A 12,643-nucleotide genomic window follows, 5' to 3' on the forward strand; every position below is an offset into this window, starting at 1 on the left:
TGTTTATTTATATATTTGTATGTATAAACTATATTAATGTATTCTATTTTGTTTTTCTTATAATCGAAAAACAAAGTGTTTTCTCCGTCTTTATTGCCAGCGACGGTGAAACACTTTTTCGCTAAATGAATGATTTGAATACATGTTGATTTAAATGCTGGTATTTCCTGAAAAGCCAAGGGGCGAACGTCTATATGTAGTAATGTGTTAACCCTCTTTAGTCTCCTTGGTTGTAATACTGTTTTTTTACAATAAAGTATTTATTATTTACAATAATAAACTGTAACGGTCTGATCTGTTTGGGGTTAATTTATTGTGCCAAATTTTTAATCTTAAATCATTTAGTATGGAAATCAATAGCCAATTAATTATCGATCGGCTTTCTCAGCGTATGGATCTCGATCGTGCCTATCTTTTTAAATATCAGTTTCTCGGTCAGGAGCATTATCATTTGCTTCTTGCGCTCAAGCATGTGAGCGGGCTTTCAGCGAAGGTATTAAAACCTATTGCGGAATTATGTTTAATGGACCAGAAGAATATTTCCTTTGAGCTGGTGCCAATTGCTGAAATGCTCAGTAAAGTCAAAGTGGGCAGCCTGTATTATTCCTATGCCTCCCTACCTGAAAATACCGTTCATCAGGCTAGTAGCAAAAAGAACCCACCCCTTCAAGCGAAAGAACTAAAAAGTGTCCTAGAAATCGCTGATGAATATTACCAGAAGCTCTTGCCTATTTCAGCGGGATTCCTACAGGGGGCTGAAACATTTGGTCAGCAGGGGAACTATCAAAGGGCTGTATTTATGTTACATCAAAGTATGGAAAATCATTTGCGTTTTTTACAGCTAATGATTGACGGAAAAGCCAATAACGTACATCATGTTAGCAACAGAATTAAAAGCCTCAATGAACATTTTTCAATGTTAAGAGAATCTCTTGTCGGAAAGGATGAGGAAGAAAAGAAACGTTTTAGATTATTGGACAGTGCCTTTGATGCGGTGAAACAAAACAAGGACCTCGAAATCTCCGCCTTTGATGCCTCCTGGCTTTATGAGCATTGCAAGTTTGTTCTTCATACGATTGAACAGCTGTACTTGAGTTTTATGGAAGGCCTTAAAGCGGGCTATGAAAAATTGTTGGTAATAGCGGAACAAAAAGTCGCAAATAAAAACGTCGAAGTTGCAGCAAGTAATCTGGTGGCGAAGGAGACTACATTATCGAATGCCGCGGCCTCGCAGTTTCGTGCATTTCCTTGGCCGGAACGGTATGAGGAAGATATACTTCATGTGCTGGCTCAGATTCGTCAGGAGAATAATCCCGAACAAATGATGCTGCTCAATTATTACGTCAGCGATGCGCATGGAAAAGGACTTTTTCATTTTCCTGCAGTGGAAAATGAAAAGGCAGAAATCTACCTTGTCGTAATAAAAAAGAAAATAGGTCACTGTCACTTTCGAAAAATCGTTTATGGTCGAGTTACTGCAGTTGTAGCTTTTATGAGCACAGATTTCCTGGCAACAAAATTGGATATGGGCAGCCGTTTCTCCCATACGATCTGGAATGAATCTGTTGTTGTTTACCGTCGTCCGAGTTATAAACCGACGTATTCCGTTTCTCCGATCAATTGGCATGATACATTGTTTAAGACATCCATTTCATGGACACGCAATTCAAAACTCATGCAGGATCTGCTAGGTGTATTCGCTTTTGAAGGACTTGCTAGTCCGCAATTGGCTGTATTATTTTTAAATCAATTGACTTCAATTGGACTATACAGTTACCTCTACCTACGGATCGGTTATGCCCCAATGAATGTGACTATAGCCAATCTTGTGGACTGGACCTGTATCTGTGATAAAAAGGTGCAGGAGTTTTTTACAACCAGAGGTGATGTAGAGGAAATATTGAATGCAGAGTTATTAAAACAGATGAAAGGGCGGGTCTATGAGCTTCCTTCACAATTAGCTCAGCTTGATATGGACTACTTCAGGTCAAAAGCGAGAGAAATTACAGATTTCTTTGTCGATCTCTGTGATCAGAGCATACGGTATATGGAGCTGAAATCGGAGGTTAAATTAAACGAAGTGATATGATAGGAATTGGCTTTAACTGCATTACGACGGATGCTAAGATCCATTCAGTCGAAAAAATACTTCCAAAAAGAAATTCTAGTGAACCTCTTGTAATTCCTTGGGAAGATGGATTTATAGGGAGAATGACTCCGCGCTACCTGAGCAAATATTATGCTGATGATGAGATTCCATTTATGGAACGAGAGAATATTGTTATTCAGGTCCGACCGTATCCACCGAAATATGAACTTAAGTTAAAAAAGTTCTCGGGTACTACGGTTAAAATCGAGCTGACTACGGAACACCTCGGCATTAATTGTTCTTGTAGCGACGATGTAACAGGGCTTTGCGTACACGAAGCAACCCTGCTATCGAATAAATTACTGGATAGTTACCCCAATTATTTAAAGGGCCTATATCGGGCTGAAATCAATAATTTGCCACCATGGAAGAAAAAGATCGTGCCATTTAAGGTCTGTGAGAATTATTCTTATGCGGAGTTAACTGTAGAAATGAATAATGAATATGGACGATTTTATCGTTTAGCTCCTAATGATTATGAGAGTGGACTTCGTCTGCCTGCACGTAACTTGGAAGGATATCTCGATTTACAGCGAAACGATGAAGTGTATTTTTTTGTTACAATAAATTTTTCCGCTTTTGGTCTGCCTGTTTTTTTCCCTTTTCATTATAAATTTAAACGCTCTCGTTCCTTTTCGCACTCTTATCTATTGGACGAAAGTAACTTGAAAATGTCTTTAAATTCTTATGATCAGTATCTGGAATTGTTCAGTCGTCGATTTGCCGCCCTCCTTAATGAAGATAAAATACTTCGGGAAGAGAAGAAGGATCTAATCAGTGAAGATATCAACTACTTCGAGCGGAAACAATGGGAAATTATACAGATATGGCGTGATTTACTGGAGGATCCTCCGTTTCCAGTTAAATTACGTTTTGCCGAAACATTTAAACGCTATCGATTTGCACATCAGATTAATTTGAAAAATTCGAGCGTGCTGGGTGCCGCGACATTAAATAAAGCACAGGGGAATTTGCAGCTCAAAGTCGAAATTGATGATCAGGATCAATATCTGAAAATGCGAATTTGTCTCTATTACAGAAACCAGCTAATAGATTGTCCTGAGTTTTTGGGGGATGAAAATTGTTTCTTTCTGAAAATATCTAACGAGGAAATTTTATTTATTGATAACCCGACCCAGGCTGGAGTATTGCAAAAGTTTAAACAATGGAAATATAGATTGACTGTCTTTAAAGAGAATTATCATACCTTCTTGAACGATTATCTGATACCCCTATCAAAAATAGCGGAGCTTGTCATCTTAAACAGGCTAGGGGAAAATATGACAATTCCTCAAGTCTTTAAGCCGTTTAAAAAAATAGCTACTATTTCTGTAATTGACCAATTCCTTTGTATAGAGGCTTTTGTCGAATATGAGAAAGAGGGTAGGTTTTTGTTGAACTCCAGTAGCAATTTGATTTTAGAGGAGAGACAGAATCAATTGGCGTATTTTGAAAGGAATAAGCTCGAAGAACAGGTTTTTCAGGAATTTGTTAAAACACAACATCCGATTCTTAAGGAGACAACATTAGAAAATAACTGGTTGATTCCTTTGAAAGAAATTGAAAATACCACTTGGCTATTTGATTTCATGGACAGCTGTTCTCTCAATGAAATTTCGTTAGAAATTGACCATCTTCAGCAAGGTAGCGCATACTATCCTTTCCCTCTAAATTGTACTGTACGTAACATCCGTCTGGAAAATAATTTATGTTCAATTCTACTGGGGCCGAAATTTGGAAGACAAACAATTTCAATGGATGAATTTGAGGATTTGATTATGGGAACAGATAAAGTTTTTACTCTTACTGATGGGACTTTTGGCGTTATACGCCGCGCTGACCGAGAAATCTTCAGGCCACTGTTTTTAGGAGGAAGAAGAGAAGAAGATTGTTTTGTTTTAAATACAATTCAACTTGTGTCTATGCAGAAGGTTTTGGATAAAATAGATAAAAAAATTATTCAGGACAGTATTCGGGAACGTCGTGAAAAACTCGCAGCTTTGGATGAAATCCCTCTTTTGGAAATCCCTAGAAGCTTAAAAGCGCAATTACGACCTTATCAGCAGGTAGGTTTCAGCTGGCTCACTTTTTTGAATGAATTTCAGTGGGGTGGCCTTTTGGCTGATGATATGGGTTTAGGGAAAACATTGCAGATTATAACAGTGCTGGAATACTTTTATCAACAGCATTCTACAGGAAAATCTGCTTTAGTGGTTGTCCCGAACTCTCTTTTGTTCAATTGGGAAAATGAATATAAAAAGTTCGCCCCCTATCGAAAAATAGAAATCTATTATGGGAAACACCGGGAAGCATTTATTTTTGAAGAGGAAGGCACTGTAGTTCTTACGACATATGGAACGATGTTGACTGATGCGGCGTATTTAACCAGTTTAGACTTTAGCTATCTGATTATGGACGAATCCCAAGCCGTCAAGAACCGTAATTCGAAGCGTTTTGAAGTGCTGTCAATGGTTAAGGCCGATTACCGTGTAGCGGTGACAGGAACGCCAGTTGAAAACGGTATCCAAGATATTTATGCTCAAATGTCTTTAGTTAATCCTGGTTTCTTTGGGGATTATCGAAATTTTAACAAGGCCTATAAGGGGATCAAAGATGAAAATACAGCGCAAGAAACTGTCCTTGGCCTCCAAAAGATGATCCAACCTTTTATTCTTCGACGTACAAAAAAACAGGTTGCTTTGGACCTTCCTGAAAAGACCGAAACAATACTGTATATGGATATGCTTCCGGAGCAAAGAAAAATATACGATAAGGTCAGAAAAATATTCAAGGGAGAGATTGAAAATAATCTGAATAGCGCTGACTCCACGAAATCCAAATTTTTGGCGATCGAGGCGCTGCAAAAACTACGGCAGCTTTGCAACTCGCCCATTCTGATGAAAGATGGCGGCTTCGGTCAAGAATCTATTAAATTGGATTTTATTGATGAAATTATGGATGAAGTCGCTCCAAATCATAAGATTCTTTTCTTTTCGGCGTATACTTCCATGCTTAAGCTGGTGGCTCAACGAATCGAAAATAAGGGAATAGCTTATGCCTACCTTGATGGTAAGATGAATCAAGATCAGCGGCAAAATGCGGTCGAAAGATTTCAGAACGAGGACGAATGCCGTGTATTTCTCATCAGCCTTAAAGCGGGAGGAACAGGATTAAATCTAACGGCTGCCGACTATGTCTATATTTTGGATCCCTGGTGGAATCCTGCTGCCGAAGCACAGGCAATAGATCGTTGTTATCGAATAGGACAGGAAAAGCATGTGATGGCTTATAAGATTGTTTGTCGGAACTCCGTAGAGGAGCACATCTTAGCCCTTCAAGAACGTAAAAAACGAATATCCGAAGGACTGATTTTAGATGAGGCCAATCTAATGAAATCGATCAGTAAAGATGAACTGCTTAAATTATTTGAATAACCAATTGTACACTATAATGATCAAAAAAGTATCTACACCAAAAGCATCCTATGGGGGAATGATGTTTTCGCACGACTTTCAGCTTGGGTACACTTATGCCAGATTGCATGTGCAACAAAAGATTGGCGGACTATCGAATCTGAAGTTTGTAACTGGTGGCACAGCTCCTTGGCAATTGTTTCGGAAAGTTGAGGAAACGGGGCAGGTTCATCTCCAGATTTATCCAAGGCATTTGAAAAATGTGCTGTATGGACTCATTCAGCAAAATAGGTTGTTCGCCAGAAATGTGGAAGGAAGGTATTCTTTTTACACGGTTGATAGAAAGGAGGAGCATGCAAAATTTAATTAATGATATTGGCCGAGAGAGATTTCGCGCAGAATTTTCCATGTATTATGCGGGTATTGTTTATCTCCTGATATTAAATCGGATCAGCTTCGGTTTTACCCGTGAAGAAATGGCTTTCTTAATGGGACAAGAGCAAACCTATATTAAGGAAATGGAAGAACTTAAAATACCGGCCGGAAATCTTGAAGTTATGGTGCATCTCAGTTGGGTATTTAATCGTAGGGCTATAGATATCAGTAGATTTGACAATAAATCTAGCTATCAGTTTGAGTTGACGATTTGGGAAGAAAAGGCTATTCGATACTATCAAATGGAATATTTTATCAATTCCGTTGAAACCATGACTTTTTTTCGATTAATGGAGGAAATCAGGGTAGAAGATTCAGACCAAGCTGAACAGTTCGCATGCGATTGCATGGTAGTGGAAATCGTTTTGGGTAAGCTTATCGATATGGATTATTTTAAGAAATATAGAACACCGCTTGAACTATGGCGTTATGCGGAAAAGTATCTGGGGGAAAAAATTTGCATAAAAAGCTTGATGCATGAAATTGGCGTGTTCGTAGGAAAGAAAGGGAGTGCACCGCTGCGGAAAACTAAAGCCAAGAGTTTTGGCTTCCGCTATATCGCACATAAATAAAAGATATTAAAAATATGGAAGATATAATAGGCGTACCTTTAGAGGTACCACGAAATTTTCGGTTAATATGTGAGCTTTTTGGTATCGCTGTACCAGCCTTTATCCAATTGTTTTTGGATCATTACTCTTTTATAGATCAGAATTTTAAAGATAATTCGAGCTATAATATTGCGACCAGGGCCATACGTTTTATCAACGATAAAATTCCTAAAGACCATAATCGTTTGAAGATCGAATTCAAAGATAATGACAGGGATGTGGGGATAAAATTATTGCGACGTCAGGTAAAATTAGCAGTCAATAGAAATTATAGTACCGGCGAACGCAGAAATAGAGGACGTATTATTACTGCGCAGCTTTATGATCTTTTTGCTAAAAAGGTAATGCTTAAAGATCGAATCTATTTAGATGAAAACATATACTTTAAATTGAGTAAGGATTTTCTGCTGACTTGCATTATGAATTCCGTTCATCCATCGCATTATATCAATACCATGATGCTGCAGGCATCAACACCTGATTTTTTAGCAGCAATGCACCTCGATAAAGCTATTTATAATCCTGTTTTGGGATTTATTCATCGTGTCCTTGACGGTTACGGCGGCCTTATTGATTGGGAATATCGTAATACATCTTTTTTTAAACGATTTATAATGGATTTGCAGGAGCTTAATAAACGCTATTTTTTCTATCGGGATCTTGATCAAAGAGTTGCACTTTATCACGTCTGGCTAGATAATCTTTTGGAAACTAAGGAGGACGAATTTGAGTTATAAACAACCTTTGGAAAGTTTGGGAAACAACCTGTCTTTTGATGAAGATGGCGTAATCTTAGAACGGTTAAATAGAGGTAACTAGGGTGAAAAAATGATGACTTCTTAAATTAAATAAATAATGGAAACATTCGAAAATATTAAATTGATAACAGCATTTAAACAGTTCTGCGATCTGTTCAATTTCACACCGGAAGAAGTTGTACAGGAATTTATTGATAAAATTGACATTGCAGAGTATATGTGTGATCCAATGCAACCCGATCGCTGGGCTAATCTATTTGCGATGGAATATTTGATCCAATATACACAGTCCGAAAACAGTATTGTTGAATATAGGGAATTTGCAGAAGAGTGGGTGAAAATGATGGATACTGGTGGAGATGATCTGATCGGAAATACAAGACTACTGTTGGATGCCTGGCACAAAAAGGTTTTAGAGGATCGTATTCATAGTATTATGAAAGAAGATGAAGGGGAGGATACAGTATAATTTTATGTTAAATTTGATCGACGTAATGTATTACGTCGATCAAAATGTAGCAAAAACAAAAAGTATATATGATAAACAAAAGTGTCTATATGAATTTTCTAATAGCTCAACGAGCCTTGGGTTTTATCGTTGTGCTAATTATTGTTAATGCATGTGAGCAAAAAAATAACAAGAATTTAATCGTAAAGGCGATTACTGTAAATAATGATATGTATGGAGCGAGTGATTATTCAATTGAGGTGTTCAGTGATTCAACTTATCGGATAATAGATTATTCAATGGTCATAGATACAATTAATCTTACATTAATAGATCCTAAAAAAAATCCAAGACAGTTGGAGAGAGAGGCATTGCATGGCCCTGTGAAAATCAAGGAAAATGTTTTATTCTTTGATGCTGCCTGTAAAAATTTTAATATGGCCGTATTAAGAAATGGTTACTTGGATCTTTATGTAGACAGTAACTTTGTACGAAGGTTATTAATAGAGCAGGCAAGTATTCCCATTCCGCAATATTATAATAAGTCACGTTTTTCTGATTACGCAATTTTTGACGGTCCAAAAGACTCTATTTCGGATCAAACTTATGAAATTAAACAAAACGACCTGTTGTTTATAGATTCAGCGCTGACATCTCAACTAGTACGTTTAAAGTCATCTCTTGGAAATCAAGCATATGGAAAACAATTGAACGTTTATGCGAATGCCGATAGTGTATGGATTATTGTGTATCTATTTCCTGATAAAGATCTTGACAAAGATTTCTATTTTCGACCAACGATTTATCGGTCATCAATTTCATTGAGATCGGCCTTTGAAGGAGCTTATGGTGAATTAGGGATAAATCTTACCAAACGTAGTTTTTCCGATCTGCATTTTGAACCAGCTAGTAATTAGTGTATGTATACTAATTTGAAGCTCTTTGGCTACATCAGATTATTCTCCTTAATGAGGTTTCTGTAAAACTGTAAACTTTCCTCCAAATAAGAAATATAACTTTCTTTGTCCCGCAAAAGCTGCTTTTCATTTGATAAGGGTAATTTTTCTCCCTTTATCTGAGCTGTCGGAGGATTGATCAAACTATTCATATCCGTTTGTAATATATCCGCAATTTGCTGTAGACGTTCAATGTCTATCTTCGTCGTTCCAATCTCGAAGTTCTGGTAGGCTTTTAAGGAAATATATAGCTGTTCAGCCATTGCCCGTTGTGATATCTTGAGATATTTCCTACGCTCTTTAACGGCTTTAATAATTTCTTGTGATGTTACATTGCACATGGTTAGTCGAATTCAAATTAATGTGAAGAGAGGGTTTGAACAGGGGATCTAATTACCTGGCAAAAAAATAAAATCTTATAATCCATTAAAAGGACGGCGGCTGAGTACACAGTCGCCTTTTTAGTATTACCTTTTTGTTAAGCTTTCGTAGCTTGCTAACTCGGTTTAGTTAAAAACTGTTAATGTTTTATTGACCCTGCCTTCATATAGCATTTGTAATCTTGTACCCATAAATCAAATGCGCTACTTATGAAATTTAAAGCCAACAATGTCTTTTGGTTGTTATGTGCCATTGCAGCGAGCTCACCCGCTGTTCAAGCCAAATCGCTCACACTAACCACGTCACAATTTACGTATGCACAGGGGATCGTTAAAGGCCGTGTCGTCGACGCCCAAGGAAATGCTGTCGCAGGAGCAACCGTTCAAAATTTGAAAAGTAAAAAATCTGTTCAGTCTGACGAAAAAGGAAATTTTCAGATCGAAGCCGAAATGGGTGATAACCTGAGTATTTCTTTTATTGGGTATAGCAGACTTGTGCAAGCTATTACCCAATCCAATGGGCAGATCTTTTCTCTAAAGACCGATGAAAACACATTGGAAGAAGTGACCATCTCTATCGGTTATCAGCGGATCAGAAAGTCGGATGTCACTGGCGCAATCGCTAGCGTTAAGGCCGAGGAACTCAATCTGAGCGCACCAAAATTATCCCAGGCATTGGTTGGTAAAGTAGCAGGTGTACAGGTGATGCAGACAAGTGGCGCTCCATACGATGGTACCAAAATGCGCGTCCGCGGAATGGGATCGATCAATGCTGGTTCGGATCCATTGTACGTTATCGATGGATATCCAGCAGGAAACAATTTAAATATCAACCCCAATGATATTGAGTCTATCGATGTGTTAAAGGATGCCGCTTCTGCAGCGATCTATGGATCTCGTGGTGCTGGCGGTGTTGTATTGATTACAACCAAGCGTGGCAAGGAAGGTAAGAGTAATGTGGACTACGAAGTATTGGGGGGCTTTGGTCAGCTTTCCAAGAAAATCGATGTTTTAAATTCGGAACAGTTTATTGATCTCTTGATTGATGGTCGTAACAATTCCTATAAAGACCTGCTGGCTACGAAAGGGATTGCTTGGAGCGATAGTAGACGCTTTGATGATAATAAAACGCGTATCGCCAATGTCGGAAATGCCGGTTCAGTAAGTATTCCTGAAGACTACTATGACTTTGCGTCCGGTACGGCAAAAAAAGCGAAATATGATACGGATTGGCAAGATGCCTTATACCGTAATGCTCCTTTCCAACGTCATAATCTATCAACCTATGGCGGTAACGAAAAAAACCGCTATTTCCTAAGTGGATCTTATCAGAATCAACAAGGGATCATGCTCGGGACGGATCAAAAGGTCTTTAATTTCCGCGCCAATATCGATAGCAAAGTCAGCAAGAGATTGACCGTTGGTGCAAATGTTTCATTTACATATAATGACAACAACGAGGTGACGACAGGCCGTTACGACAGAAGCCCATCAATGGCCGCGTTAATTTATTTGCCTACCCTCCCTGTTTTTAACGAAGATGGAACCTATGCCAAATACCTGATGGCTGATCTTTCGGCGAACAATTACGGTATCCAGAACCCTGAAAATCCACTGGCTTATGTCACTGAGATTAAAAACAACCGTCGTGGAAAAAGGGGGGTATACAATGCCTTTGCTGATTTTTCCATTATGGATGGCCTAAATCTGAAAATAAACGGTGGATTGTCTACTTACGACGAGAAGTATGATTATTTCCGTCCTACAAGTCTTTCTGATGGGAATAACAAACCGTTTTCACCGCAAGCGGTATCTGCAGCCTATGCAGATGCCAAGACAAAAAATGAATTGGACAAATTGCTGGAAGCAACGTTAAACTATAACAAGACTTTTGGTGGTAAACATCAGGTATCCGCTTTATTGGGCTATTCGGCTCAACGAACAGATTACGATTATCAAGGTGTGAGAGCCAACGGTTTTAATAATAATGCAATTGGGGAAATTACAGATAAAGGAGCCGATCCTTCTAATTTCCAATTGCTAAAAGACGATACGTTCAAACGCATTACAACGCTCCAGTCATATTTTAGCCGTGTAAGCTATAGCTTTGATTCCAAATATTTCCTTTCAGCTTCCATTCGTACCGATGGATCATCACGTTTCGGGCCAAATAATAAATGGGGAACCTTCCCATCGGTTTCAGGTGGTTGGACCCTCTCCAAGGAGGAGTTTTATACGGATTGGTTAGGACAACAGTCAACGGTCAAACTAAGAGCGAGCTGGGGACGTAGTGGAAATAATAATATTGGTGATTATCGCGCATTATCCGTTATCAACTCACCAGCAGGAGTTATTCTTGGTGATAAAGTGGAGACTTCCTATACTGCAGGTGATCTGTTCGATCCAAAATTGGGTTGGGAATCAACTTCGCAATACAACGCCGGTCTTGATCTCGGTTTGTTAAAAGGCCGCCTCAACATTATGACCAACTTCTACCTGAGCCGTTCCTTCAATTTATTATTCAATCAGCCACTCTCCGCTGTATCTGGATCAACAACGATCTTGACCAATCTGCCAAATTCGAAGGTGCAGAACAAAGGTTTTGATGTGCAGGTTGATGCCACACTGATTCGCAAAAATGAATTTGAATTAGGATTCAGTGGAAATATCAATGTCAACAGAAATAAAGTGCTCGATCTTGGTGGGGCCTCTACCATCTTGACAAATGGTGCTGAACGCTCCTACTTAACGCATATTACACAAGAAGGAAGTCCAATTGGTATGTTCTATGGTTTCAAAGTTCTGGGTGTTGCAACAGAGGAAAACTATAAAACTGTCGCACCTTCTGCGGCTTCAACAACTCCGCTACAACCTGGAGATCTTTATTTTGAAGATGTTGACGGCAATGGTATCGTCAATGATGCCGATAAACGTGTGATCGGCAATCCGCATCCTAATTTCACCTATGGCTTTGCCGTCAATGCACGCTATAAGGCATTTGATCTACGGGCATCATTTAATGGCTCCCAAGGGAATAAAGTGCTGGATGGCTATGATTATTACCTCTACAATATGGAAGGTTCCGGTAACCAATATGCGGATGTCGCACAACGCTACCGTTCGGCTCAAAATCCGGGAAATGGTAAAGTCTACCGTGCATCGCGTGGCGGTACGCAAAGTAACAGTACACGTCTTTCCGATTTTTATCTGCAGGACGGTTCATTCTTGCGTATGACAAATATTGCTTTGGGTTACAATCTTCCCAAAAGTCTAGCAGAAAAACTAACACTTTCTGGTGTAAGGGTCTACGCGACCGTGGACAATCCATTTACGATTTCTAAATACAAAGGCTACAATCCGGAACCGGATTATAATCAACGCGGCAACCTGACTCCAGGGGTGGATTATGGGCTTTATCCATTGGTGAGATCATATAACCTTGGTGTGAAAGTAACGTTTTAATAGCAGGATCGAGGAGCTGTTGTGCGTAGGA

General features: G+C 38.9%; 9 protein-coding genes. 8 read left to right on the forward strand and 1 reads right to left on the reverse strand.

Annotated elements, in window-relative coordinates:
- Positions 1-346 precede the first annotated feature (346 nt).
- The 7 genes from ACLCDV_RS03380 to ACLCDV_RS03410 all read left to right on the forward strand — a co-directional run bounded on the left by ACLCDV_RS03380 (position 347) and on the right by ACLCDV_RS03410 (position 8,731).
- Positions 347-2,089 carry a hypothetical protein gene (locus tag ACLCDV_RS03380; RefSeq protein ID WP_333576343.1) on the forward strand — a complete coding sequence of 581 codons (1,743 nt, stop codon included), beginning with the start codon at positions 347-349 and terminating at the stop codon, positions 2,087-2,089.
- Positions 2,086-5,583, forward strand: a complete 3,498-nt coding sequence (locus tag ACLCDV_RS03385) for a DEAD/DEAH box helicase (protein WP_286727323.1) — start codon at positions 2,086-2,088, stop codon at positions 5,581-5,583. Before ACLCDV_RS03380 ends, ACLCDV_RS03385 begins: the two co-directional genes overlap by 4 nt.
- 16 nt (positions 5,584-5,599) lie before the next feature.
- Positions 5,600-5,932 (forward strand): hypothetical protein, encoded by a 333-nt coding sequence (locus ACLCDV_RS03390; protein WP_333576340.1) that lies wholly within the window; start codon positions 5,600-5,602, stop codon positions 5,930-5,932.
- On the forward strand, positions 5,916-6,569 hold the full coding sequence (locus tag ACLCDV_RS03395; RefSeq protein ID WP_317668445.1) for a hypothetical protein: 654 nt from the start codon (positions 5,916-5,918) through the stop codon (positions 6,567-6,569). Before ACLCDV_RS03390 ends, ACLCDV_RS03395 begins: the two co-directional genes overlap by 17 nt.
- 14 nt (positions 6,570-6,583) lie before the next feature.
- The gene (locus ACLCDV_RS03400) at positions 6,584-7,345 is read left to right on the forward strand and encodes a hypothetical protein (RefSeq protein WP_313239632.1); all 762 of its coding nucleotides are present in this window, start codon (positions 6,584-6,586) and stop codon (positions 7,343-7,345) included.
- Positions 7,346-7,463: 118 nt separating this feature from the next.
- A complete protein-coding gene (locus ACLCDV_RS03405) occupies positions 7,464-7,835 on the forward strand; it encodes a hypothetical protein (RefSeq protein WP_411972912.1) in 372 nt (123 codons plus the stop codon).
- Positions 7,836-7,903: 68 nt separating this feature from the next.
- The gene (locus ACLCDV_RS03410; protein WP_411972913.1) at positions 7,904-8,731 is read left to right on the forward strand and encodes a hypothetical protein; all 828 of its coding nucleotides are present in this window, start codon (positions 7,904-7,906) and stop codon (positions 8,729-8,731) included.
- Between the two features lie 29 nt (positions 8,732-8,760).
- Here the strand turns inward: ACLCDV_RS03410 and ACLCDV_RS03415 are convergent, their stop codons facing one another.
- The gene (locus ACLCDV_RS03415) at positions 8,761-9,111 is read right to left on the reverse strand and encodes a helix-turn-helix transcriptional regulator (RefSeq protein ID WP_317668443.1); all 351 of its coding nucleotides are present in this window, start codon (positions 9,109-9,111) and stop codon (positions 8,761-8,763) included.
- 249 nt (positions 9,112-9,360) lie between these two features.
- Here ACLCDV_RS03415 and ACLCDV_RS03420 point away from each other — a divergent pair, with 249 nt between their 5' ends.
- On the forward strand, positions 9,361-12,612 hold the full coding sequence (locus ACLCDV_RS03420) for a TonB-dependent receptor (RefSeq protein ID WP_317668442.1): 3,252 nt from the start codon (positions 9,361-9,363) through the stop codon (positions 12,610-12,612).
- Positions 12,613-12,643 lie beyond the last annotated feature (31 nt).

The sequence above is a fragment of the Sphingobacterium sp. Lzh-3 genome (assembly GCF_046764375.1).
Taxonomy (GTDB): domain Bacteria; phylum Bacteroidota; class Bacteroidia; order Sphingobacteriales; family Sphingobacteriaceae; genus Sphingobacterium.